Genomic DNA, 24,476 nt, shown 5'->3' with positions numbered 1-24,476 from the left:
CCGGGTAGCCAGCAGCTTATCGCAAGCACCTGAATGAGAGTCCGGCGTCAATGAGTTTGTTCGTACTAGGCATCAATCACCAGACCGCGCCGGTCAGCCTGCGCGAACGCGTGGCGTTCTCGGCCGATACGGTCCCCGCCGCGCTGGATGCCTTGAAGACCTTGCCGCAGGTGCACGAAGTCGCCCTGCTCTCCACCTGCAATCGCACCGAGCTGTACGCCGTTTCCCATGACGACGGCCAGGCGCTCGCCGACTGGCTGGCCACGCACCCCGACGACGTCGGCGACCTGCATGCCTACCTCTACCGCCACCGCGATGCCGACGCCGTCCGCCACCTGTTCCGCGTCGCGACCGGATTGGACTCGCTGGTGCTGGGCGAGCCGCAGATCCTGGGCCAGGTGAAGGACGCCTGGGCCACCGCCCGCAGTGCCGGCACGCTGGGCAGCCAGCTCGACCGCCTGTTCCAGCACGCCTTCAGCACCGCCAAGCGCGCGCGCACCGATACGCGCATCGGCGCCAATCCGGTGTCGGTCGCCTCTGCCGCCGTGCGTCTGGCGCAGGAGTCCTTCGCGCGTCTGGAAGACTCCACCGTGCTGATGATCGGCGCCGGCGAAACCATCGAACTGGCCGCGCGCCATCTCGTGCAGGCGCGCGCCAAGCGCCTGCTCGTCGCCAACCGCACGCTCGCCCATGCGCAGGAACTCGCCAGCCGCCACGGCGGTTTCGCCCTGCCGCTGAGCGAGATCGACAAACACCTGGGCGAAGCGGACGTGGTGATTTCCGCCACGGCCAGCCGCGATCCGATCCTGGGTCGCGCGCAGGTCGCCGCCGCGCTGGCTCCGCGCAAGCATCGGCCGATGCTGCTGCTCGACCTCGCCGTGCCGCGCGACATCGCGCCGGACGTGGCCGAGCTGAAGGACGTGTTCCTCTACACCGTCGACGACCTGGAACGCGCCATCGAAGACAACCGCCGCAGCCGACGCGAAGCAGCGACGGAAGCCGAGGCGATCGTCGAAATGCAGGTCGCGCGCTTCACCGAAACCCTGGCCGCCAGCACCCGCACCGAACCGCTCAAGCGCCTGCGCGCGCACGGCGAGGCGGCGAAGACCGACGTGCTGGCAAAAGCACAGCAGCAACTGGCCGCCGGGCAGGACCCGGCGCAGGTACTGAACTTCCTGGCGCACACGCTCACCAATCGCCTGCTGCACGCGCCGACCGTCGCGCTGCGCGAGGCCGCGCTGACGGGCAATGCCGATCTCGGACGCGCCGCGGAAAAGCTGTTCGCCGCCCGCGACGACGCCAATGGAACGGGCGAGGACCGGGAGGCCTAGCGACGCTGTGCGCGTCCGCGGTGCCTTCCCTTCCTTCGCTCATTCCGGCCCATGACCCCTACCCTGCGTCGCAAACTGGAAGCCCTCGCCGAACGCCGCGAGGAACTCGAACGCCTGCTCTCCGACGCCGGCGTGATCGCCGACGCGGACCGCTTCCGCCGCTTCTCGCGCGAGTTCGCGCAGCTCGAACCGGTGGCCAACGCGCTGAAGGCCGAAGCGCAGGCCAAGGCCGACCTCGCCGCCGCCGAAGCGATGCGCGAGGATCCCGAGCTGGCCGGACTCGCACAGGAAGAAATCGCCGCCGCGCACGAACGCCTGGAGCGCCTGGACGCCGAACTGCTCGCGCACCTCATCCCGAAGGACACGCGCGACGAAGGCGATCTCTACCTGGAAGTGCGCGCCGGCACCGGCGGCGACGAAGCGGCGATCTTCGCCGGCGACCTGTTCCGCATGTACGCGCGCTACGCGGAGCGGCAAGGCTGGAAGGTCGAAATCGAATCCAGCAGCCCCGGCGAGCACGGCGGCTTCAAGGAAGTCATCGCGCGCGTGGAAGGCCGCGGCGCGTACTCTCGTTTGAAGTTCGAATCGGGCACACACCGCGTGCAGCGCGTACCGGAAACCGAATCGCAGGGCCGTATCCATACCTCGGCGGCGACGGTGGCGATCATCCCGCTGGAAGCCGAGGGTGAGCCGATCCAGATCAATCCCGCCGACCTGAAGGTCGACACGTTCCGTTCCAGCGGCGCGGGCGGACAGCACGTCAACAAGACCGAATCGGCGATCCGCATCACCCACGTTCCCAGTGGCGTGGTGGTGGAAAGCCAGACCGAACGCAGCCAGCACGCCAACCGCGACAAGGCGATGAAGCGCCTGAGCGCGATCCTGGCCGAAGCGCAGGCCGCCAAGGCCGCCGCCGCGCAGGCCGCCACGCGCAAGTTGCAGGTCGGCAGCGGCGACCGCAGCCAGCGCATCCGCACCTACAACTTCCCGCAGGGCCGCATCACCGACCACCGCGTGGAAGGGCTCACCTTGTACGACCTGCCGAACGTGATCCAGGGCGACATGGACGAACTGGTCGGCCGCTTGCAGCACGAGCACCAGGCGGACGAACTGGCGCGGCTGACACACGAAGCCTGAGTCGAGCCCCTCTCCCACCGGGAGAGGGGTTGGGGTGAGGGGCAACGCAGCGACTACGCCAAACCATCGGTGGTAATGCACTGCGCGTTCGCTCGCTTCGTTCCGTTCCCCCTCCTCCGGCCTCCGTTCCTCCGCACGGAGAAGGGAAGTGCGACAAAGCTACAATCGTCCGCAGCCTACGAGCCGGACACCCCCGATGCCCCTCGCGATCAAGCGCGTCACCCTCGACGACCTCGACACGGTCGTCCCGCTGTTCGACGCCTACCGCCGCTTCTACGCACAGCCCTCGGACGAGGCGCGCGGCCGTCGTTTCCTCGAAGCGCGGCTGCTCACGGAAGAATCGGTGATCCTGCTGGCCAGCGACGACGGCCGGGCGCTCGGTTTCACCCAGCTCTACCCGACGTTCTCCTCGGTACGCACCGGGCGGCTGTGGATCCTCAACGACCTTTACGTCGATGCCGACGCGCGCCGCGGCGGTGTCGGCAAGGCGCTGCTGGACGCGGCGGCGGATTTCGCCAGGGCCGACGGCGCGGTCGGAATCACGCTGGAAACCACGCAGGACAACGCGACCGCTCGCGCGCTGTACCGCGCGGCCGGATGGGAAGAAGCGCAGACGCAGTGGTACTCGCTGTCGTTCGCGCCGGCCGCACTCGCGCCGCACGACGAGCTGGTCTTCTCCTACGGCACGCTTCAACACGTCGACGTGCAGCGCCGCCTGTTCGGCCGCAGCTTCGTCGGCACGGCCGACGCATTGCCGGGTTACCGCATGGACTGGCTGGAAGAACGCGATTCCGCCGCCGTAGACGCCAGCGGCGTGGTGCGACATCCCGTCGTGCATGCGACGGGCGACGCCGCCGATCGCGTGCCGGGCATGGTGCTGCGCCTGAGCGGCGCCGAACTGGAGCGCGCCGACGCCTACGAAGCCGGCGACTATCGCCGCGTACGCGTGCGCCTGGCATCCGGCCTGGAAGCGTGGCTCTACGAAGCCGCCTGAGCCGATGAACCACGCCGCCGATCCGCGCGTCGAACTGCGCCGCGCTCTGGAGCGCAACCCGGGCGACGGCTTCGCCTGGATCCTGCTGGCCGAGCACGAACTCGACCACGGTGATGCCGTCGCCGGCGAAGCGGCGGCGCGGCGCGCGCTCGCGTTGCGCCCGGGCCATCCGGAAGCCCTGGCGCGGCTGGGCCGCGCGCAATGGATGCAGGGCCGCCGCGCGGAGGCCGTCGCCAGCCTGCGCGCCGCCGCCGACAACGCGCCGGACCATCCCGGCATCGCCGTGTGGCTCGGCCATGCGCTGGAAGACACCGGCGAAGCCGAACCCGCCGCCGACGCCTACGCGCGTGCGCATGCGCTGGCGCCGGACGAACCGCAGATCGCCGCGTACCTGCTGGCATGGCGGCGACGCCTGTGCGACTGGCGCGACCTCGACGCCCTCGCCGCACAGGTGCGCGAGGCCGTGAACCGGGGCACCGCCGCGGTGGAACCCTTCGCCTTCCTCAGCGAGGACGCCAGCGCTGCGGAGCAACTGCGCTGCGCGCGTCTGCGCGCCGGCGAGATCGCACGACAGACGCGCCCCTTGCCGCCCGCGCCGGCGCGAAATCGCGAACGACTGCGCGTCGGTTTCCTTTCCAACGGCTTCGGCGCGCATCCGACCGGGTTACTGACGGTCGCGCTGTTCGAACAACTGCGTGAACTGGATTCACTCGACCTGCATCTGTTCGCGCTGAACGAAGACGACGGCAGCCCGATCCGCCGTCGACTGCACGCCGCGGCGCACACGCTGCACGACGTGTCGCGGCAACCGCACGCGCGCATCGCACAGCGCATCCGCGAAGCCGACATCGACGTCCTGTTCGACCTGCGCGGCTGGGGCGGCGGCGGCACGCCGGAAGTGCTGGCGATGCGTCCGGCGCGCGTGCAGGTGAACTGGCTCGCCTATCCCGGCACGTCGGGCGCGCCATGGATCGACCTCGTGCTGGCCGATGGCTTCGTGTTGCCGGAGTCGATGACGCGCGACTTCAGCGAGAACATCGTGCGATTGCCGCGCTGCTTCCAGCCGTCCGACACGACGCGGGCGATTCACGCGCCGCCCTCGCGCACGGAATGCGGGCTTCCCGAACGCGACCACAAAGGTGGCGGCGTCGTGCTGTGCTGCTTCAACAACAGCTACAAGCTCAATCCACGCAGCATGGCGCGCGCGTTCGCGGTCCTGCGCGACGTTCCCGGCAGCGTGCTGTGGCTGCTCTCCGGCCCGGGCCGCGCCGATGCGCGCCTGCGCGCGGCCGCGCAGGCGCAGGGCGTGGATCCGCAGCGCCTGGTGTTCATGCCCAAGCAGCCGCATGCCGACTACATGGCACGCCTGCAGCACGCCGACCTGTTCCTCGACACCGGACCGTACAACGCGCACACCACCGCATCCGACGCGCTGTGGGCCGGCTGTCCCGTGCTGACGCGACCGGGCGAAACCTTTGCCGCGCGCGTGGCCGGCAGCCTCAACCATCATCTGGGAATGCAGGCGATGAACGTCGACAGCGACGAAGCGTTCGTCGCCCGCGCGGTTTCACTGGCGCGCGATCCACAGGCATTGCAGGCGCTGCGCGCGGAACTGGCACAACGTCGGCGTGAAGGTGGGCTGTTCGACATGGCCGGCTTCGCCCGAGATTTCACCGACGCCGTGCAGCGCATGGCATCGTCCCCCAACGTGAAGGAGTAGGCTGCCCGCATGACCGCCACCGCAGAATTGATCCCGCTGAACCTGTGCGTGCTTACCGTGTCCGACACGCGCACGCTGGCCGAGGACAGCTCGGGCGATTACCTCGTGCAGGCGCTTACCGACGCCGGACATCGCCTCGCCGAACGCGCGCTGCTGCGCGACGACCGCTATCAGCTGCGCGCGGTCGTCTCGCGCTGGATCGCCGACGAGGGCGTCGATGGCGTGCTGGTCACCGGCGGCACCGGCTTCACCGGTCGCGACTCCACGCCCGAAGCGCTGCTGCCGCTGCTCGACAAGGAAATGCCCGGCTTCGGCGAGCTGTTCCGTGCGGTCAGCTTCGACGAGATCGGCACCTCGACATTGCAGTCGCGCGCCTTCGCGGGGCTGGCGAACGGCACGTTCGTGTTCGCGCTGCCGGGCTCGACCTCGGCCTGCCGCACCGCGTGGGAGAAGATCATCCACGCGCAGCTGGATTCGCGCACCAAGCCCTGCAACCTGGCCACGCTGCGCCCGCGCCTGCGCGAACGCTGACGCGCGCATCACCGACGCGGCGCCATCGTCGCAACCACGTCGTCATCGCTGTGATGGAGTGAGGACATGCCGCTGGACACCACCCTGCGTTTGCTCGCAAAAGCCAGCGGCATGAGCGCCGCCGACATCGCCACCGCGATCCCGCGCGCCGGCGTCGCCACGGTCAGCGCCTGGCTCAAGGGCGAGAAGCTGCCCGGGCGCGAACAGCTCGACGCCCTGGCGCGCGCATTCGGCGTACCGGCCGGCGCACTGCTCGCCGAACTGGCCAGCACCTTCGATCCCGCGCGCACCCAGGGCGAACACGACCTGCTCGCCGCCTACCGTGCGCTCGACACGCGCCAGCAGGGCGCGCTGCTGGAAGTCGCGCGCAGCATGGCCGGCACGCGCAAGCGCACGGCATCGGCGAGTGCGGCCGGCACGGCCTCGCGTCCACGCCGCCGGCGGAGCGCCGGGTGATGGCCAAGCTCAAGCGCAAGGAATACGACGCGGCGCTGGAGCCGTTGCAGGTCGAACTCGTCGAAATGGCGCGCTGGCTCAGCGACACCGGCAAGCGGCTGGTAGTGCTGTTCGAAGGTCGCGACACCGCCGGCAAGGGCGGCGCCATCGACGCCATCGCCGAGCACCTCAACCCGCGCCAATGCCGCATCGTCGCCCTGCCCCGCCCGACCGAGCGCGAGATGGGCCAGTGGTATTTCCAGCGCTACATGCCGCACCTTCCGGGTGCCGGCGAAATCGCGCTGTTCGACCGCAGCTGGTACAACCGCGCCGGCGTCGAGAAAGTGATGGGCTATGCCGACACCGAGCAGGTGCGCACGTTCCTGCGCCAGGCGCCGGTGTTCGAGCAACTGCTGGTGGACGACGGCATCGTGCTGATCAAGTACTGGCTGTGCTGCGACCAGGCCAAGCAGGAGGAGCGCTTCGCCGAACGTCTGCTCGATCCGCTCAAGCGCTGGAAGCTCTCGCCCATCGACGTCGCCTCGCGCGAGCATTACGACGACTACACCCGCGCCCGCGAAGCGATGCTCAAGGCCACCCACACCGAGCACGCGCCGTGGACGCTGGTCGAGTTCAACGACCAGCGGCGCGGTCGCCTGGCGCTGATCCGGAATCTGCTCGACCGCATGCCCGACAAGCGCGTGCCGGAGCACACGGTCGAGTTCCCGCCACTGGAAGGAAAGCCCCGGAAGGAGCGCTACACGGTACTCAAGCCCATCGCGCCGACGCGCGACTGAGGCCGCGCCTCCCGACGACCGGCAGCCCGATGCCTTTACCGGCAGCCTCGCAGGGCCATACAGTGCGGTGGGGGCTGGTTGGGGACGGGCTGCGCTGGGGTAGGCACGGCCGACCGGCAGGTTCTGGGCACGACCAAGGGGGATCGTCATGGAACAGCAAGCCAGGGCGGCGCACGCGCATCGCACCGTCGCCGGGATCCATTGCGTCATCGCGGTGATGGCCGCGATTTTCGCTTACCTGATGACACGCCAGGCACCGCTGTTGGGTGCGTTGGCGCTGGCGGCGCCGTTCGCGGTGCTGGCCGCCGTGCACTTCGCCGTCGCGTCGGGCGCGGAGCAGTGCCGATCGTGGGCGCGCACGGCATCCACCGTGCTGGGCGTGATGATGCTGCCGCTGATTCCACTGGGCACCGCCATCGGGCTCTACCTGCTGTACAACACGCGCGGCGAATGGGTGCACAGGCAACGGCTGTCGGATTCGCTCGGCGAAGGCTGGCCGCAGCTGCAACGCGATTCGGCCTGAATCGTGCCGATGAAGCATCTGCTGCTGGTCGGGCTGATGCTCCTGCCGATGTCGCCCGCCACGGGCGCCACGCCGATGACGGTGGCGCAGATCGTCGCCGCCGATCGCTGGACGCTGGCCGAAGGCGAATGCGAGGGGCATCCGCTGTTCCTGCGTTTCCGCGAGGACTTTCGCGAACACCCCGACGTGAGCGCCTACCCGCACCTGATGCGGGTGGTCTGGCACTACGCGCCCAATGCGGCCGGCATGCCCGACCGCACGGCCAGCGAACAGATGGGCGTGTTCGAGGATTGGCTCATCGCCGCGGTCGAACCGGACCAGACCGCCGTGCTCGCCGCCGTGATCACGCACGATGGCGATCGCCAATGGTTGTTCTACGGCGCCGACGTACGTGCGTTCGCGCGGGCACTGCGGGCGATTCCGCAGGGCGACGTGCGCCTGCCGATCGACGTCACCACCGAACGCGACCCGGACTGGACGAACCTGCACGAAGGCACGCTGTCGGGCCTGGCGGGTTGAAGCGTCGCGTACCGCTCACGCGGTCGTGAAGCCCTCGCCCACTTCCTCATCGCGCGCGGGCAAGCGTTCCAGATCGTCCACGCGCGCCATCGGCGGGCCTTCGCGCAGCCAGGCGGCGAGGTCATCCAGGGCCGTTTCCTCGCCTGCCGCGATCACCTCGACGCGGCCGTCGGGCAGGTTCTTCGCGCAGCCGCGCAGGCCCAGCCGCAGCGCTTCCTCGCGCGCGGACGCGCGGAAGAACACGCCCTGCACCTTGCCGCTGACGATGAAGCGCGCCGCGCTCACGACTGCCCGGCCTTCGGCCCTCCGGCCTTCGTGATCGCCGCTTCGATGTCCTTGGCCGTGATCGGACCGAGGAACTTGTCGGCGACCTTGCCGTCCGGCGCGATCAGGTAGGTCATCGGCAATCCGCGCGGCGTGGCGAAATCGGCCGGCGGGTTGAACGTATCCACCACCGCGATCGGGTACACCACCGGGTGCAGCTTCAGGAACACTTTCATGTCGTCCGGCGTGATGTCCTCGTAGGCCAGGCCGACGACCTCGATGTGCTCGCGCATCGCGTCCAGCGCCGACAACTCGGGCATTTCCTTCAGGCACGGCTTGCACCACGTCGCCCAGAAGTTCACCACCACCCACTTGCCCCGGCGCGCGGCCAAGTCGTACTGCTGGCCATCGACCGTGGCGATGGTGAGCTTGGGCACGTCGACATCGCTTTCCGTGCGCGGCTGTTCGGCGGGTTGCGGCAGGGTCAGCGCGCCGGTGTCGGCGGGCGTTTGCGGCGCGGCCAGGTCGGTGTCGGCGGGCTTTTGCTTGCACGCGGCAAGCAGCATCGCCGCAGCGAGCGCGACGACAAGGAGGGAAACCGTGGGCACACGGCTGGACATGTCAGACCTCGTCGGCATGGATGGAGGATGCGCGCCGCTTGAGCAGCTCGCGCAGGGGAAGGCGCAGTTCGTCGAGCGCGGCGATGGCCGAGCGCCCCAGGGAATCGTCACGGCACGGCAGCACCGCTTCGGCGACGGGGATTCGCAACTGGCAGGCTTCGTACAGCTCGGCCAGGGAGAGTTCGTCCAGATCGCGGGAGAGTATCCATTCGCCGGTCTCGGCACGGCGCACCACGTTGATCGTGTCCAGCTGCGCCAGCATCTGCTGCACCAGCGCATCGGTCAGCATGGGCTCCAGGTTCTCGATCTGGTCGCTGTGCAGCCCGCGCCCGTGCTTTCGCGCTTCGTCGAAACGCGCGAGCAGCCGCAGCAGGCCGTAGATCTCGAAGCCCAGCGGCAGGCGCATGCCGACGGGCTGATAGCGGAACTCGGACATCGACGAGGCCAGCGACGCGCCCAGCAGGATCGCCACCCAGCTCATGTAGATCCACAGCAGGAAGATCGGCACGAAGGCCAGCGTGCCGTAGATCTTCGAGTAGGAGCCGAAGTTGCCCAGGTACAGGCTGATGCCCCACTTCACGATTTCGAACAACACCGCCGCCAGCGCCGCGCCGGCGAAGGCGTGGCGCCAGTGGATCGTGCGATGCGGAACGACGCGGTAGATGGCCGCGAAGGCGAGGAACTCCAGCGTCATCGGCGACAGGCGCAGCATCGCGGTCTGCAGCGTTCGACCGGCTTCGGTTTCGAACATCGACATCGCGAAGAACTTCGCCGACAACGCCAGGCTGGCGGCGGCCATCAGCGCGCCGAGGGTCAGCACCGTCCAGTACACGAGGAAACGTCCGATCCGCGGGCGCCCCGACTTCACCCGCCAGATCCGGTTGAACGCCGACTCCACGCCGTTAAGCGTGATCAGCAGCGACACCACCAGCGCGATCACGCCTGCGGCGGTGAGCTGGCCTGCGTTGGCCGAGAACTGCTTCAGGTACGCCTCCACCGACCGCGCCGCACTGGGCACGAAGTTGGAGAAGATGTAGTCGCTGAGCTTGTCGCTCCATTCGCCGAACACCGGGAACGCCGACAGCACGCCGAAGACCACCATCGACAGCGGCACCAGCGCGAACACCGTCGTGTAGGCCAGCGCGCCCGCCGCCTGGAACAGGTTGTCCTCGAGGAAACGCCGCGCGAGGAAACGGAAGAAGGTGCCGACGCGGGCGCGGTCGCGCGCGCGTTCGCTCCATCGGTACAAGGTATCCAGCGGGTCCATGCGCCGGAGGGTAACCGATGGGCGCAGGTAGCGGGGTCATGGCGCGCCGCGGCCGGCGGTGCCTGCACATCACGGCGTTGCCGTTATCCTGTGCGCCCTGAAGGAGGACGCGATGCCCGAGATCCTGGTGCTCTACTACAGCCGCGGCGGTTCCGTGGCACGGTTGGCGCGACAGATTGCGCGCGGCATCGGCGAGGTCGAGGGCGTGAGCGCGCGCATCCGCACCGTGCCACCCGTGGCCGCTGTCACGCAGGCCGCCGCGCCGCCGGTGCCGGAAGACGGTGCCCCGTATGTCGAACCACGCGATCTGGTCGAATGCGCCGGACTCGCGCTCGGCAGCCCGACGCGCTTCGGCAACATGGCCGCGCCGGTGAAGCACTGGCTCGACGGCCTGGTCGGCGAATGGACCAGCGGCACGCTGGTGGGCAAGCCCGCGGCGGTGTTCACCTCCACCGCGACCATGCATGGCGGCCAGGAATCCACTCTGCTGACGATGATGGTGCCCCTGCTGCACCACGGCTGCGTGTTGATGGGCATTCCCTATACCGAGCCCGCGCTGAGCACCACGCGCAGCGGCGGCACGCCCTACGGCGCCTCGCACGTGGCCGGCAACGACGACGACCCGCAGCCGACCGATGAAGAGGCGCAGCTGGCGCGCGCGCTCGGCCGCCGGCTGGCGACGCTGGTGGCGAAGGTGGCGGCATGAACGCGCGACACGTGCTGGTCATCGCCCTGCTCGCCTTGACCGCGTTGTTCATCGCGTGGTTCGCGGCGGATGCCTCGCCCGTCGCCGAACTGCTGGTGTTCGCCCTGCCGCCGCTGGCCCTGGCCGCCGGCGTGCTGCGCCGGATGCGCGCGGCGTCGTTCTGGGCCGGTGTGCTGGCCCTGGCGTGGTTCAGCCATGGCGTGATGGTGGCCTGGTCGCGCCCGGCCGAACGCGGCTTCGCCCTGACCGAGGTCGTGCTGGCCATCGTGGTGGTCTTCTCCGCGAGCCTGCCCGGCCTGCGGGCGCGGTTCGCGCGCAAGGGCTGAGGGCGCGGGCGGCGGTGCGGCCGGTATAATTTCGGCCGTCTTCCACGCGCGCGCATTCCACGATGGACCAGCTCTGCATCGTCACCACCGGCGGCACGATCGACAAGATCTACTTCGACGACAAGTCGGATTACCAGATCGGCGAACCGCAGATCGGCGGCATCCTGCGTGAGCTGGGCGTCGCATTCCAGTTCAACGTGATCCCGATCCTGCGCAAGGATTCGCTGCACATCACCGCCGACGACCGCGAGCTGATCCGCGCGACCATCGCCGCCCAGCCGGTCAAGCACGTATTGCTGACCCACGGCACCGACACCATGGTGGAAACGGCCAAGGTGCTCGCCAGCCTGGAGGGCAAGACGATCGTCCTCACCGGCGCGCTGAGCCCGGCGCGCTTCCGCGGCTCGGACGCGGAGTTCAACGTCGGCTGCGCGGTCGGTGCCGTGCAGTCGCTGCCGCCGGGCGTGTACATCGCCATGAACGGCCGCATCTGGAATCCACTGGAAGTGCGCAAGAACGTCGCGGCGAATCGCTTCGAGCCGATCGGCTGAGTCGCTAACCCTTCACACGACAATGCCCGCCCCCGAAGGAGCGGGCATTGATTGGTGCTCGGCGTCGATCAGAAGCGGATCGACCAGTTCTGCAGGTACCCCGTGTCGCCGCCCGCGCCGTCGTAGACGCGCAGCTTCCACGTGCCGTTGAGCGGATGTGCCGACAGGTTCAGCGTCACCGTCTTCTGCACGTTGTCCGTGCTGTACCCGGTTCGGTTGTGCAGGTTGTACAGCGTGCCGTTGGGCGCCACCAGGTCCACCTTCAGATCGCCCTGGTACGTGTGGATGATGTTGACCGTGACCGGCGTGCTCGCCGACGCGTTACCGCTGCGACCCGACACGACGATCGGGCTCTCGATGGTCGTCAAGTCGAGGATGTTGTAGCGGGTGGCGTTGGAATAGGTCACGGCGCTGGGCGCCGCGGCATAGTCGGCCACCAAGCTCGCCCCGGAGAAGGCGGAGTACGCCCTGACCATGACGTGGTAGGTACCCGCCTGCGGCGCGGCGAAGGTGCACGTTTCATTGTTGCCGCCCAGGTACGGCCTGCAGTCGTAAATCGTGGTGGTGGGGGCACTGCCGAACTTGACGTACATGTCCGCGTCGCCTGTGCCACCAGAGAGCTTGAACGTCAGGTTGCTCGCGCCGGCCGGAACGGCGAACGTGTACTTGCGTTCAGTACCGGCAGCCGCCGACAGCCCGGTGACAGGCACGCCCTTGTTCAAAGTCGTGGAGGTGACGGGCAGGACGTAGTCGGCTACCAGACTCGCGCCCGAGAACGCGGAGTAGGCCCTGACCTTGACCAAGTACGTACCCGGCTGCGGTGTGGCGAACGAGCAGGTTTCGTTGTTTCCACTCTGGTAGGGCCTGCAGTCGAAGCTCGTGGTCGTGGGCCAGTCGCCAAACTTGACGTACATGTCCGCGTCGCCGGCGCCGCCGGACAGCTTGAATGTCAGGTTGGTCGCACCGGCCGGAACATTGAACGTGAAAAGTCGCTCATCGCCAGCAGGAGCAAGAATCCCTGTGACGGGCACACCCTTGACGAGCGCGACGACAGACGGCAACACCGGCGGCACCACCGGCGGATGCACTGTGTCCACCGCGAGCCGCGCGTTGACGATGCCGGGGCCGATTGCCGGCGACTGTATCGAGGCGAACGGCGTGGCGGTGCTCTTGAGGATGGCTTCGATCTGCGCCGGCGTCTTCGGCGTCGCAGACGCCGCCTGCATCAGAGCCACCACGCCCGACACATGGGGCGCTGCCATCGACGTGCCTAGGTAGGTGGCGTAGGACTCGGTCCCCGGTGCGGTTGTACCGCTGTTGAGGGTGGACAGGATGTCCGAGCCCGGCGCGGCGATATCGACCAGCGAACCATGGTTGGAGAAGCTCGATCGCACACCGGCGCTGGTGGTGGCTGCCACCGCGATCACGTTGTTGCAGTTTGCCGGGGTTGCAGTGGACGCATCGGCGTTCGAGTTGCCCGCGGACACGACCACCGTGGTTCCGCGGCTAACGGCGCTGTTGATCGCGTTCTGGTACGTAGCACCGCATGCGGCGGTGCCGCCGAGGCTCATGTTGATGACTTCGGCGGGATTGGCGTTGGCCGGTACGCCCGCGACCGTGCCACCGGAGGCCCAGACGATGCCATCGGCGATGTCGGACGTATAGCCACCGCACTTGCCCAGCACGCGCACGGGAAGGATCTTCGCCGCGGGCGCTACGCCAGCCACGCCCTTCCCGTTGTTCGTGACGGCGGCGATGGTTCCGGCGACGTGGGTTCCGTGCCAGCTGGAGTTCCGTGCCGCATGCGCGTAACCGCACGAATTCGCCGCCACCCAGTCGCCCGGGTCGCTGGCGTTGGCATCGCGCCCGTTGCCGTCATTTGCCATGGTGATGTCGGTGACGAAGTCATAGCCCGGCAGCACGTTGGCGTTGAGGTCGCTGTGACTGGTGATGCCGGTGTCCAGCACCGCGACCACCGATCCCGCTCCCTGGGTCACATCCCACGCGACGTTGGCGCGGATGCCGTACGTTCCGGAGTAACCCCACTGCAGGCTGTAGTTGGGGTCGTTGGGGGTCAGGGTCGGATAGTTGAGGCGGTCGACCTCGACGTACTCGACGTTCGGATCGGCGGCGATCTGGCGCATCAGCCCTTCCGCTTCGACCCGGTCGAGCCTGTTGCGGGTGACGACCACGTCCGCGCCCAGGGCCGTGCGTCGCAATTGTGACAGGCCCACCGCTGTGCCACGCGTGCTGCGCGCTGCAGCGGTGGAGAGCGCGCGCTCGCGTGATGCGGCGCTCATGGCTTCGGGACTTCCATCCCGATACTTCACGATGAAGCGCTCATAGGTCGCGCCGGACTCGAGGCCCGAGACATCGACACGCGCCTGCGCGAGCGCAGTTGCCGTCGATAACGATGGCCACGCCGCCACGATGGCGATCGCCATCAAACGCGTGCAAAGGGAACTACGGGAACGACCGTGCATCTTGCGGACTCCTTCCTTCTGGACAACCGGACTCCCCGCCATGTCTGGGAACGAACCGGATCGGGAGGCATGGGTCGCAACAGCATGGGAACCAGCCCCTGCGTCATCGCGTCTTCGCGATGCACTGGCCCATGCAACCATCTCTCAAGACCGGAAGCCCCCCCTGATGATTCAATGCGGGGCATTGATAGACGAACGCGTCGATCTTCCCCGCGCCATGGTCCCGAGAGAAGGCGAATATGTATCAGCCCGGTGCACACTACTTCTCAAAAAAGCGCCTAAAAAACAGGGGCCCCGACGTTTCCGCCGGGGCCCCGTACCAAACTCGAAATTGCTTTTATAGCCGTCAGAACGTGATCGACCAACTGTTGATGTAGCCCGTATCCAGGCTGGCGTTGTCGTTCACACGCAACCGCCAAGTGCCATTGAGCGCCTCGGTCGACAGATTGCGCGAGTACGTCTGCACGAGGTTGTCCGCGCTTCCGCCGGTGCGGTTGTGCAGGTTGTAGACGCTGCCATCGGGCGCGACCAGATCCACGCGCAGGTCGCCGCGATAGGTGTGCACGATGTTCACGCTGACCGATGCGTTGGTCGGCGCGTTGCCGGTGCGGCCGGAGACGGAGATCGGGCTTTCCACCGTGGCGTTGTCGTTGATCGGGAAGTCGGTGCCGTTGGTGTACGTCTGCGGACCTCCGGTGCTTCCCACCGTGACCGACGAGGTCTTCGTGTTCGTCGCGCCATCGTCGTCGGTAACGGTGAGCGTGACCGTGTACGTGCCGGCCGAGGCGTAGGTCTTGCTCGGACTCGTCGCGGTCGACGTGGTGCCGTCGCCGAAGTTCCAGCTGCGCGAGACGATGCTGCCGTCGGTATCGCTGGAGCTGTCGGTGAAGGTCGCCGTAAGGCCGCTGGTGGTGAAGCTGAAGTTCGCCGTCGGCGGCGTGTTTCCGCCACCACCGCCGGCCGCGTCGACCACCGCCTTGGCGTCGAGGATGCCCGGGCCGATCGTCTGCGACGGCGTGACCGGGAACGGACGGAAGTTCGTCTTGATGATCTGCTCCACTTCCGCCGGCGTTTTAGGCGTCGCCGCCACCGACTGCAGCAGCGCGATCACGCCGGCCACGTGCGGTGCCGCCATCGACGTGCCGTTGTAGCTGGCGTAGCTCTCCGCGCCCGGCGTCGTGGTGCCGGCGTTGAGCGTGGACAGGATGCTCGAACCCGGCGCGGCGATGTCGATCAAGGCGCCGTAGTTGGAGAAGCTGGAACGCTGGCCGGTGCTGGTGATGGCCGCCACGGCGATGACGTTGTTGCAGTTGGCCGGTGTGAAGCCGGACGTGTTGGCGTTGCTGTTACCCGCGGCGATGGCGAGCGTGGTGCCACGGCTGACAGCGCCGTTGATCGCGTTCTGCATCGTCGCGCTGCACGAACCGCCGCCGCCCAGGCTGAGGTTGATCACTTCCGCCGGGGTCGCATTCGCAGGAACGCCGCTCACCGTGCCGCCCGAGGCCCAGGTGATCGCATCGGCGATGTCGGAAATGCTGCCGCCGCACTTGGCCAGCACGCGCACGGGCTGGATCTGTGCGTTGAACGCCGTTCCGGCCACGCCGACGCCGTTGTTGGTGCGCGCCGCGACCGTGCCGGCCACATGCGTGCCGTGCCAGCTTGAATTGGAACCGACAATCTGCCCGCATTCGCCCGCGCTGTACCAGTCGCCCTGGTCGGCGGGATTGGAATCGCGGCCGTTGCCATCGCGCGCGGCGGTCGCATCGCTGACGAAGTCGTAGCCGGCGATGACATTCGCGTTGAGGTCGCTATGACTGGTAATGCCCGTGTCGAGCACCGCGACCACCACGCCCGTGCCACTGGCGCTGTCCCAGGCTTCGTTCGCGCGGATGCCTGCGTCGCTGTCCTGGTAGCCCCATTGCTCGGGATAGCGCGGGTCGTTCGGCGTGAGCGCGATCTGGAGCAGACGGTCGACTTCGATGAATTCGACGTTGGGGTCCGCGGCGATCTGGCGCATCAGCTGTTCGGCTTCTGCGCGATCCAGCTTGCGATCGGCGCGCACGAGTTCACCGCCGACCGACAGACTGCGCAGCTGTTGCAGGCCGACGGCCTTGCCACCCACGCCCAACGAAGCGGCGGCATCCAGCGCGCGCTTCATGTTGGCGGCGTTGGCGCGCGGCGCGCTGCCGTCGCGGTACTTGACGATGAAACGGTCGTGCGTCGGCGCCGATGCGAGGCCGCTCAAGTCCACGCGATCGGCGGCGAAGGCCGGCGCGCAGGCGCACGAGAGGATCACCGCGGTCGCGGTGGCCAGAGCATGCAGGCGCATGCGGTTGGAGCACAGGTTGCGTGAGGACATCTCGATTCACCCCATAAGTCCATTCAATGCCGCGTTGCGCGGCGGGGAAAGGTCGAAGCGGCGTGGCGTCATGACGCTCGCGCTGCGACAACCGACGATGGTGGCGTCGCCGCCGCAAATGCGGCTGCGAAAGGGGGCGATCGCCACGGACCTCGATCGACAGCGGCCGCCCTGCACGGCCGCGTCGAGAAGGCGCCCCTCAGCGGGGCGCCATGCGACTTGCTGGAGTCGCCTTCAGAACGTGATGCTCCAGCTGTTGATGTAGCCCGTGTCGCCGCCGGCGTTGTCGTTCACGCGCAGCTTCCAGGTGCCGTTGAGCGGCTCGCTCGTCAGGTTCTTCGTATAGGTGCCGACGAGGTTGTCCGCGCTGCCGCCGGTGCGGTTGTGGATGTTGTAGAGCGTGCCGTCGGGCGCGACGAGGTCGACCTTCAGGTCACCGCGGTAGGTGTGCACGATGTTCACCGCGATCGACGCGCTCGCCGGGCCGTTGCCGCTGCGGCCGGACACCGTGATCGGGCTGTCGACGGTGGCGTTGTCGCTGATCGTGTAGTCGGTGGCGTTGCTGTAGGTCTGCGTGCCGCCACCACCGCCGCCGCGGAAGGCCGCGATGGTCGCCTTGGTGTTCACCAGCACGCGCTGGTTGTGGCTGGTGGCCGCCGTGCCCATCGCGACGCCCTGGTAGGTGACGTCCGGGTTCGACCAGTAGTTCAGGCGCGGGCAGCCGCTGGTGCAGTCGTAGGCCATGATCGTGCGCCACGCGTTGTTGGGCGCGCGGTAGCCGTGGCCGTAGGCGTAGGGCGAGGTGCTCGGATCGGTCGCGGGATCATGCCGTGCCGACTGCAGGTGGCCGATTTCGTGCGCGAACGAGTAATAGCCCGTGGCGCAATCCCAGTACGCGGTCGCGAACGCCGTCGTCGCGCTGGAGCCGATGCCCGACGCCAGGCCGCAGGCGGAACTGTCATTGCCGATCAGCACCGCAACGTCGGCCGCATTGCTGTCACGCAGCGCGTGGATGGTGTCCATGTAGCCGTCGCTGGTGCCGCGGAAGCGCGACAGGTCGGTGCTCATGCCGACGTCGTTGTAGGTGACGCTGCTGTAACCTGCCAGTTCCAGGTTGATGCCGACGTTCGAGTTGACGTAGCCCTGGTTGGACTCGGCCACCGCCAGCTGCGCGAGCGCCTGCATGTCGCCGCCGTAGGCGGAGACGGCGGCGCTGGTCGCCACGACCAGCACGCGGATCGTCGCCGTTGGGCCAGGATCGATGGCGAGCGCGCCGACGCGTCCGGCGGGCGGTTCCATGTTGATCTGCGGAAGATCACCGAAGGCGCTGGGATGATCCGGCGGCATCGCCCGCTCGTTGACTTCGATCACCGCGTGGCTGCCGTCGGGCAGCGGGCGGATGCGGTAGAGTTGGCCATTCACGCGCACGTTGCCGGTGATGCCCTGCCCCCGCCTCACCAGGATCACGGAGTTGTTCTCGTCGTGCTTCACTTCGCGCGCGGTCATCGTGCGCGCCTTGGCTGTTTCGCGAACGTGGCCGATCCAGACCAGGCTGCCGTCGGGCTGCGCCTGCGCCTTTTCGAGCACGGCGTTGACGTTGCGCAGGCCGAGGTCGAGGCCGATCTCGGCGTTGCTCTCGCTCACCGCCGCGGGGTTGGTGCGCAGCGCGCGCAACGAGGTGGTGGTGGCGTTGGCGGCCAGGCGGCCGGCGGTGGTGGCCGAGGCCGACTGCACCTGCGCCGGGCCCAGAAACAGCGGCTCGGCGGAGATCGCGGTGCCGCACAGCAGCAGCGCGCCGGTCGCGACCAGCACGCGCGAATGCATGGAAATCCTGCGGTTCATACGTATGTCCTCCTGCGTGGATGGGTGTCCTTCCCCGCGACGCGCATCGGACGCGATGCGCTGCGCCGATCCGTGCGCCGCGGCAGGAAATCCCCGCTCCCGGCGCGTGCCGGGAGCGGGTTTGGTCACAACTTCAGATCAGAACGTCACCGACCAGCTGTTGATGTAGCCGGTGTCGCCCGATGCGTTGTCGTTCACGCGCAGCTTCCACGTGCCGTTGAGCGCTTCGCTCGACAGGTTGAACGTCACCGTCTTGTTGACGTTGTCCGCGCTGCCGCCGGTGCGGTTGTGCACGTTGTAGAGGCTGCCGTCGGGCGCGACCAGGTCCACCTTCAGGTCGCCCTGGTAGGTGTGCACGATGGCGACGGTGACCGAGGCGTTGGTCGGCGCGTTGCCGCTGCGGCCGGACACCGTGATCGGGCTGTCGACGGTGGCGTTGTCGCTGATCGTGTAGTCGGTGGCGTTGCTGTAGGTCTGCGTGCCGCCACCGCCGGTGGTGTAGCTGCCGGTCAGGCTCAGGCCCGAGAACGCCGAGTAGCCGCGCACCAGCACGTGGTACGTGCCCGCCTGTGCGGTGGCGATGTTGCAGGTCTCGGCGTTGCTGCTGCCTTCGGACTTGCAGTCGTAGCTGGTCGTGGTCGGCGCGCTGCCGAACTTCACGAACAGGTCCGCGTCGCCGCTGCCGCCGGAGGTGACGAAGCTCAGCCCGCTGGCGCCGGAGGGCACGACCAGCGTGTAGCGCAGCTCCGTGCCGGCACTGCCCGACAGGCCGGTGACCGGCGTGCCGTTGGTCAGCTGGCCGGTGGGCGGCGGCGTGGTGCCGTTGGCGGCGTCGACCACGGCCTTGGCGTTGAGGATGCCCGGGCCGATCGGCTGCGACGGCGTCGACGGGAACGCGGTGACGTTGGCCTTGATCAGCGCCTCCACCTGCGCCGGCGTCTTCGGCGTGGTCGCCACGGCCTGCAGCAGCGCGACCACGCCCGCGACGTGCGGCGTCGCCATCGAGGTGCCGTTGTAGCTGGCGTAGGTTTCCGAGCCCGGCGTGGTCGAACCGCTGTTGAGCGTGGACAGGATGTTCGAGCCCGGCGCGGCGATGTCGATCAGCGAGCCGTAGTTGGAGAAGCTCGAACGTGCGCCGGTGCTGGTGATCGACGCCACGGCGATGACGCTGTTGCAGTTCGCCGGCGAGGCGTTGGACACGTTGACGTTGTCGTTGCCCGCGGCGATGACGAGCGTGGTGCCGCGGCCGACCGCGCTGTTGATCGCGTTCTGCGTCGTGGTGCCGCATGCGCCGCTGCCGCCGAGGCTGAGGTTGATGACTTCGGCCGGATTGGCATTGGCCGGCACGCCGCTGACGGTGCCGCCGGAGGCCCAGATGATCGCGTCGGCGATGTCGGAGTCGTAACCGCCGCAGGTGCCCAGCACGCGCACCGGCACGATCTTCGCGCCGTACGCCACGCCGGCCACGCCCTTGGCGTTGTTGGTCACCGCCGCGATAGTGCCGGCCACGTGCGTGCCGTGCCAGCTGGAACCTTGCGCGGCATGCGAGCCGCCGCATTGGTTCGCGCTGACCCAGTCGCCCGGATCGCTGGCGTCGCTGTCGCGGCCGTTGCCGTCGTTCGACACCGCGGTGTCGATGATGAAGTCGTAACCCGGCAGCACGTTCGCGTTGAGGTCGCTGTGGTTGGTGATGCCGGTGTCGAGCACCGCGACCACCGCGCCTGCGCCGTTGGTGACATCCCAGGCCTGGTTGGCCTTGATGCCGTACGTGCCGGAGTAGCCCCATTGCTCGCTGTAGCGCGTGTCGTTGGGCGTGAGCAGCGGCTTGTTGATCTTGTCGACCTCGACGTACTCGACGTTCGGATCGGCCGCGATCTGGCGCATGAGGCTCTCGGCCTCCACGCGGTCCAGCTTGCGGTCGGCGCGCACCACGTCGGCGCCGGTGGCGATGCGACGCAGATGCTTCAGTCCCAGGGCCTTGCCGCGACCCGTCGAAGAGGCGGCGGCCGTGCTCAGCGAACTTTGCAGCGTGGCGACATTGGCGCGTTCGGCGCTGCCGTCCTTGTACTTGACGATGAAGCGGTCGTTCTTCGTCTCGGCGTCCAGGCCCGAGAGATTGACGCGGGCCTGCTGCGCAAGCGCCGGAGCGGCGAGCGCCGACGACAGGGCGATGGCGGTTGCGACGGAAAGCGCATGAGCGCGGATGCGGCGATCAGACATCTGGTGGAACCCCCGAAGTTGGGACTGCGTGATGGAAAGACCTACCTACCGGCGCCGATGGGCACCGTGTGACGGGCCTTGTGTGCGGCCGTCCGCGTCGAGGCGGACGACCGTTTTGCCAGCTGACACCTCCGGTGCCGCAGAAGCTGCGACAACCCGGCATCACGCACTCCGGAGTCTCGGCGGTTGCCCGCCCCCTGTTCCGCGACCCTGCCAGCGCAGTTGCCGGGCCTTGCCCCCCGTTCCGGCCCGGTACCGGCGGGGTCACGCGGCCGACCGGAGCCGGCCGCGTCTCAACACAACGCGAGGTGTACCCGATGCCCCACCACCCATCGACGCGACAGGATTGGCAAAGTCACCCATTTGTGGATGCCATCACTGTTCAGGTACGGCCGTCACAGTTGCGCCCGGTGGACAACACCAACGAAAACGCCCCGCTGGGCGGGGCGTTCGTGCACTGCACAACGGTTTTCACGGGGATGCTCAGAGCATCCCGGTCTCCAGGCGCGCGGCCTCGGACATCATCGTGCGGTTCCACGGCGGGTCGAAGACCAGGTCCACATCGGCCTCCACCACCGTCGGGATCATCTCCAGCTTGTCGCGCACGTCGGCGACCAGGATGTCGCCCATGCCGCAGGCGGGGGCCGTCAGGGTCATGCGCACTTCGACGCGGCGCTGGCCGGGCTTTTCCGGATGCGGCGCGATGCGGGCCTCGTAGACCAGGCCCAGGTCGACCACGTTGATCGGGATCTCCGGGTCGAAGCAGGTGCGCAGCTGGCGCCACACCATCTGCTCGACCGCCTCGTCGTCGGCGCCTTCGGGCAGTTCCAGGGGTTCGGGCGCTTCCTTGCCGATGGCATCGGCATCGCGGCCGGCGACACGGAAGAGGTTGCCTTCGACGAACACGGTGTAGCTGCCGCCAAGGCCCTGGGTGATGTAGCCCACGCTGCCCGCGGGCAACGTGACCTGTTCGCCCTGCGGGACCATGACGACGGCGCAATCGCGCTCGAAACGGACGGGTTCGCTGCTGCGGGAATACATGCCGGGAAGATTGGGGTGCCGGGCCCCGGCACAAGTGCGGCCATTCTAGCGGCACCGTGCCCGCACGAGCCCGTCGCGCACGCGATGCAGCGTTGCCGCGCCGGTCGTTTTGAGCGCTCGCCCGCTATGCTGTGCGGCCTGTCGCCCCCGCGAGCGTTCGATGACACCACCCGCCCCTGCCCGCCGCACCTCGTGGCTCTCGTGGCCGCTGTTGCTGCTCGGCGCGTTCGGCTTCGCCGCGGTGTGGGTCCTGGCCAGCCTCTACAACGGTCGTCAATTGGGCTGGATGGCGGTGCTGGGCGCGCTCGACATCGCCTGGATGCTGCGTCTGGGCGGCTGGCGTCCGGGCCTGGGGCGGATGGTCGCCGGCGTCGCCGCGACGGCCGGGATCGTGATCGCAGCCAACTGGTTCATCACCGCCACGCAGCTGGGCGGCATGCTCGGCCTGGACCCGTGGGACTCGGCCATGAAACTGGGCGGGCACCACGCGTGGATCCTGGTTCAGCTGGCCAACAGCGCGATGGACGCGGTGTGGATCGGCGTCGGCCTGCTGGCCGCGGCGTGGCTGTCGCGCTGAGGCCTCAGGCCGCGTCGAACTCGTCCAGGCAGGTCGCGAACAGCGCCACGGCCTCCTCGATCTCCGCCACCGACAGTCCGCAATACCCCAGCAGCAGGCCGGCGCTGTCGGGCGGCGCCAGGTAATACGGCGCGATCGGATAGAGCCCCAGCCCCAGGCTGCGCGCCCGCGCGATGAACGCCTCACCTTCGGCCGCATTGCGACCGTTGAGCCAGACCACCAGATGCATGCCGGCGTGTGAATCGTTGATGCGCAGCCGCCCGCGTCCGCAGCGCTGCAATCCGTCCAGCAGCGCATCGCGGCGCTCCTTCAGCGTCTTCCACGCGCGGCGCAGATGGCGCTCGAAACCGCCGTCGACGATGAAGCGCGCCAGCGCCGCCTGCTCGATGCCGCAGGAGCCGAAGTCGTCCTGCCACTTGGCGTTGACGTAATCCCCGCGCAGTCCCGCCGGCACTACCAGGTAACCCAGCCGCAGCGAGGGGAACATCGCCTTGGAGAAGGTGCCCACGTAGATCACCCGATCGCCCTCGTCGAGCGAACGCAACGCGGCCAGCGGTCGCGCGTCGTAGCGGAACTCGCCGTCGTAGTCGTCCTCCAGGATCCAGCTCCCGTGGCGGCGGGCGTAGTCGAGCAGTTCCAGCCGGCGCGGCAACGACAGCACCGCGCCGCTGGGGAACTGGTGCGAAGGCGTGACGCAGATGAGCTTGGGCGCGTGCGTGGGCAGGTCGTCGACGATGAGCCCGTGTTCGTCGACGTCGCGCGTGACGACCTTTGCGCCGTGGATCTGCAACGCCTCGCGCATCGCCGAGTAGTGCGGCTCCTCCAGCAGCACCTCGTCGCCCGGATCCAGCAGCACGCGCGCCGTCAGCGCCACCGCCTGCTGCGTGCCGGCCACGATCACCACGTCCTGCGGTTCGGCCTGGATGCCGCGCCGGCGCGCCAGGTAGTCGCACACGGCTTCGCGCAACGCCGGCACGCCCTGCGAGGCGGGGTAGTTCGGCGAGGTGTAGGCCGCCGCATGAGCCAGCTCGCGCGCCCAGGCGCTGGTCAGCGCGGGATTGGTCAGCGGAACGCCGTACTGGAAGGCGTAACGCACGCCGGGAATCGCGCGGCCGGGTATGCGCAGGTGATCGTGGATGACGCGCGCGCGGCGGGCGAACTGCGACTGCGCCGGCAGCGGCATGTCCACCGCGTGCAGCGGGCGCGGGGCCTGCAGAGGCGGTGTCACGTAGCTGCCCGAGCCGACGCGGCCATCGACGAAGCCTTCGGCGCGCAGCTGCTCGTAGGCGGCCAGCACGGTGTTGCGCGACACGCCCAGCTCGCGCGCAAGCTGGCGCGTGGCGGGCAATCGCGCGCCCTCGCTCATGCGGCCGCCGAAGACGGCGCCCTTCAGCGCCCGAGTCAGTTGGGCATGGAGCGGACCACGACCGTCCAGCTGCAGGTGCATGGCGGATCTCCGCAGTCGATTGGCCCCATTGAACCCCCCTGAATTGGCCCTTGCCAGTGCCAATTCTTCGCGGCCTCATAGGGCCATTCGCCGTCGCCCGTCCGCCCGCCCCCAGGAGCTTCGCGTCGATGAAAACCGCGCCCATGAAAGCCGCGCCGATGAAGGCCGGCCCCGTGCTGCCCTCCGCACGCTTCGCAGGCCACGCCCGCCCCGCGGCCTGGGCCTGGATCGTCGTCGGCGGCCTGGCCGTCGGCAGCGCCGACCTCCTGTTCGCGATGGCCTGGTGGGCGCAGTCGGGCACCCCGCCGGTGCGGATCGTGCAGTCGATCTGGGCCTGGATCGTCGGCCGCGAAGCGGCCTTCGCCGGGGGCATGGCCTCGGCCGCCGCGGGCGCGGTCCTGTACTACACGCTGATGTCGGCGATCGTGGCGATCTACCACCTGGCCGCGCGCGACTACCGCGCGCTGCGAGACCGCCCGCTGCTCGCCGGTGCGCTGTACGGCGCGGCGTGGTTCGTGCTGCTGCACGTCGTGATCGTGCCGTTGTTCTCGGCCGCGCCGCCACGGCGTTTCCTTCCCGACTGGAACCTCGCCTGCCTGCTCGCCCACATGGTGCTGATCGGCATTCCGACGGCCTGGATGGCGCGGCGCTGGTACGGCCCCGCGCCTTGATGACGCGCTGATCCGCGCACCCGATGGCAAGAGGCCGGCCGCTGAACGCGGCCGGCCTTGTTTCATGCGCGCCGCCGGACGAATGGCCCCCACGGGACCTGCCGAATTGGTTCTC

Annotated in this window: 22 protein-coding genes and 3 pseudogenes; 14 read left to right on the top strand and 11 right to left on the bottom strand. The window is 68.6% G+C overall.

Going from position 1 to position 24,476, the window contains the following annotated elements; genetic code table 11:
- The first annotated feature begins 50 nt into the window (after window positions 1-50).
- From hemA to AAFF32_RS08645, 9 genes are all read left to right on the top strand, one after another.
- Window positions 51-1,331 carry a glutamyl-tRNA reductase gene (hemA, locus tag AAFF32_RS08685; RefSeq protein ID WP_216959732.1) on the top strand — a complete coding sequence of 427 codons (1,281 nt, stop codon included), beginning with the start codon at window positions 51-53 and terminating at the stop codon, window positions 1,329-1,331.
- 51 nt (window positions 1,332-1,382) lie between these two features.
- Window positions 1,383-2,468, top strand: a complete 1,086-nt coding sequence (gene prfA / locus AAFF32_RS08680; RefSeq protein ID WP_342317077.1) for a peptide chain release factor 1 — start codon at window positions 1,383-1,385, stop codon at window positions 2,466-2,468.
- A 196-nt stretch (window positions 2,469-2,664) separates the two neighbouring features.
- The gene (locus AAFF32_RS08675; protein WP_216959736.1) at window positions 2,665-3,462 is read left to right on the top strand and encodes a GNAT family N-acetyltransferase; all 798 of its coding nucleotides are present in this window, start codon (window positions 2,665-2,667) and stop codon (window positions 3,460-3,462) included.
- A 4-nt stretch (window positions 3,463-3,466) separates the two neighbouring features.
- A complete protein-coding gene (locus tag AAFF32_RS08670; protein WP_342317076.1) occupies window positions 3,467-5,182 on the top strand; it encodes a UDP-N-acetylglucosamine-peptide N-acetylglucosaminyltransferase in 1,716 nt (571 codons plus the stop codon).
- A 9-nt stretch (window positions 5,183-5,191) separates the two neighbouring features.
- Window positions 5,192-5,713: a molybdenum cofactor biosynthesis protein B gene (gene moaB, locus AAFF32_RS08665; RefSeq protein ID WP_342317075.1), complete on the top strand. Its 522-nt coding sequence runs from the start codon at window positions 5,192-5,194 to the stop codon at window positions 5,711-5,713.
- Between the two features lie 66 nt (window positions 5,714-5,779).
- Window positions 5,780-6,169: a helix-turn-helix transcriptional regulator gene (locus tag AAFF32_RS08660; RefSeq protein WP_216959745.1), complete on the top strand. Its 390-nt coding sequence runs from the start codon at window positions 5,780-5,782 to the stop codon at window positions 6,167-6,169.
- Complete coding sequence (gene ppk2 / locus AAFF32_RS08655; protein ID WP_216959748.1) at window positions 6,169-6,945, top strand: polyphosphate kinase 2; 777 nt, start codon at window positions 6,169-6,171, stop codon at window positions 6,943-6,945. Before AAFF32_RS08660 ends, ppk2 begins: the two co-directional genes overlap by 1 nt.
- A gap of 148 nt (window positions 6,946-7,093) precedes the next feature.
- Window positions 7,094-7,468 (top strand): hypothetical protein, encoded by a 375-nt coding sequence (locus AAFF32_RS08650; protein ID WP_216959750.1) that lies wholly within the window; start codon window positions 7,094-7,096, stop codon window positions 7,466-7,468.
- Between the two features lie 9 nt (window positions 7,469-7,477).
- The gene (locus AAFF32_RS08645) at window positions 7,478-7,987 is read left to right on the top strand and encodes a DUF695 domain-containing protein (protein WP_342317074.1); all 510 of its coding nucleotides are present in this window, start codon (window positions 7,478-7,480) and stop codon (window positions 7,985-7,987) included.
- Between the two features lie 15 nt (window positions 7,988-8,002).
- Here AAFF32_RS08645 and AAFF32_RS08640 read toward each other — a convergent pair whose 3' ends face one another.
- Genes AAFF32_RS08640 through AAFF32_RS08630 form a run of 3 tightly spaced genes read right to left on the bottom strand, consistent with a single transcriptional unit; the run spans window position 8,003 to window position 10,138 of the window.
- Window positions 8,003-8,272: an acylphosphatase gene (locus AAFF32_RS08640; protein WP_216959755.1), complete on the bottom strand. Its 270-nt coding sequence runs from the start codon at window positions 8,270-8,272 to the stop codon at window positions 8,003-8,005.
- A complete protein-coding gene (locus AAFF32_RS08635; RefSeq protein ID WP_342317073.1) occupies window positions 8,269-8,871 on the bottom strand; it encodes a TlpA disulfide reductase family protein in 603 nt (200 codons plus the stop codon). Before AAFF32_RS08635 ends, AAFF32_RS08640 begins: the two co-directional genes overlap by 4 nt.
- 1 nt (window position 8,872) lies before the next feature.
- Window positions 8,873-10,138, bottom strand: a complete 1,266-nt coding sequence (locus tag AAFF32_RS08630) for a YihY family inner membrane protein (RefSeq protein WP_216959759.1) — start codon at window positions 10,136-10,138, stop codon at window positions 8,873-8,875.
- Window positions 10,139-10,250: 112 nt separating this feature from the next.
- Between AAFF32_RS08630 and wrbA the strand changes: the two genes are divergently transcribed.
- The 3 genes from wrbA to AAFF32_RS08615 all read left to right on the top strand — a co-directional run bounded on the left by wrbA (window position 10,251) and on the right by AAFF32_RS08615 (window position 11,721).
- Complete coding sequence (gene wrbA / locus AAFF32_RS08625) at window positions 10,251-10,844, top strand: NAD(P)H:quinone oxidoreductase (protein WP_216959761.1); 594 nt, start codon at window positions 10,251-10,253, stop codon at window positions 10,842-10,844.
- Window positions 10,841-11,170, top strand: coding sequence for a DUF2069 domain-containing protein (locus tag AAFF32_RS08620; RefSeq protein WP_216959763.1), 330 nt, complete (start codon window positions 10,841-10,843; stop codon window positions 11,168-11,170). The genes wrbA and AAFF32_RS08620 overlap by 4 nt, the downstream gene beginning before the upstream one ends.
- Before the next feature lie 62 nt (window positions 11,171-11,232).
- A complete protein-coding gene (locus tag AAFF32_RS08615; RefSeq protein WP_216959765.1) occupies window positions 11,233-11,721 on the top strand; it encodes an asparaginase domain-containing protein in 489 nt (162 codons plus the stop codon).
- Between the two features lie 68 nt (window positions 11,722-11,789).
- Here AAFF32_RS08615 and AAFF32_RS08610 read toward each other — a convergent pair whose 3' ends face one another.
- The 7 genes and pseudogenes from AAFF32_RS08610 to sufT form a co-directional block, all read right to left on the bottom strand.
- Entirely contained in the window at window positions 11,790-14,165 is a 2,376-nt protein-coding gene (locus AAFF32_RS08610; protein ID WP_342317072.1) for a S8 family serine peptidase, read from the bottom strand.
- Between the two features lie 385 nt (window positions 14,166-14,550).
- The gene (locus tag AAFF32_RS08605) at window positions 14,551-16,533 is read right to left on the bottom strand and encodes a S8 family serine peptidase (RefSeq protein ID WP_342317259.1); all 1,983 of its coding nucleotides are present in this window, start codon (window positions 16,531-16,533) and stop codon (window positions 14,551-14,553) included.
- A 264-nt stretch (window positions 16,534-16,797) separates the two neighbouring features.
- Complete coding sequence (locus AAFF32_RS08600) at window positions 16,798-17,025, bottom strand: proprotein convertase P-domain-containing protein (protein WP_342317258.1); 228 nt, start codon at window positions 17,023-17,025, stop codon at window positions 16,798-16,800.
- A gap of 132 nt (window positions 17,026-17,157) precedes the next feature.
- Window positions 17,158-18,387: pseudogene (locus AAFF32_RS08595) on the bottom strand (zinc-dependent metalloprotease); the annotation flags it as partial.
- Between the two features lie 156 nt (window positions 18,388-18,543).
- Window positions 18,544-18,771: pseudogene (locus tag AAFF32_RS08590) on the bottom strand (proprotein convertase P-domain-containing protein); the annotation flags it as partial.
- Window positions 18,772-18,903: 132 nt separating this feature from the next.
- Window positions 18,904-20,625, bottom strand: a pseudogene (locus AAFF32_RS08585) (S8 family peptidase); the annotation flags it as partial.
- A gap of 483 nt (window positions 20,626-21,108) precedes the next feature.
- Window positions 21,109-21,666, bottom strand: a complete 558-nt coding sequence (sufT, locus tag AAFF32_RS08580) for a putative Fe-S cluster assembly protein SufT (protein ID WP_216959781.1) — start codon at window positions 21,664-21,666, stop codon at window positions 21,109-21,111.
- 160 nt (window positions 21,667-21,826) lie between these two features.
- Here sufT and AAFF32_RS08575 point away from each other — a divergent pair, with 160 nt between their 5' ends.
- Window positions 21,827-22,243 carry a hypothetical protein gene (locus AAFF32_RS08575; RefSeq protein WP_342317071.1) on the top strand — a complete coding sequence of 139 codons (417 nt, stop codon included), beginning with the start codon at window positions 21,827-21,829 and terminating at the stop codon, window positions 22,241-22,243.
- Window positions 22,244-22,247: 4 nt separating this feature from the next.
- On the opposite strand, the gene AAFF32_RS08570 is transcribed toward AAFF32_RS08575, so the two are convergent.
- A complete protein-coding gene (locus tag AAFF32_RS08570) occupies window positions 22,248-23,690 on the bottom strand; it encodes a PLP-dependent aminotransferase family protein (protein WP_216959786.1) in 1,443 nt (480 codons plus the stop codon).
- 128 nt (window positions 23,691-23,818) lie between these two features.
- Between AAFF32_RS08570 and AAFF32_RS08565 the strand changes: the two genes are divergently transcribed.
- A complete protein-coding gene (locus AAFF32_RS08565; protein ID WP_216959789.1) occupies window positions 23,819-24,361 on the top strand; it encodes a hypothetical protein in 543 nt (180 codons plus the stop codon).
- The last annotated feature ends 115 nt before the right edge of the window (window positions 24,362-24,476 follow it).

This window comes from Lysobacter sp. FW306-1B-D06B, from assembly GCF_038446665.1.
Classification (GTDB): domain Bacteria; phylum Pseudomonadota; class Gammaproteobacteria; order Xanthomonadales; family Xanthomonadaceae; genus Lysobacter_J.
Note: the sequence above shows the minus strand (reverse complement) of the source record. Positions and strands in the feature narration are given on the sequence as shown.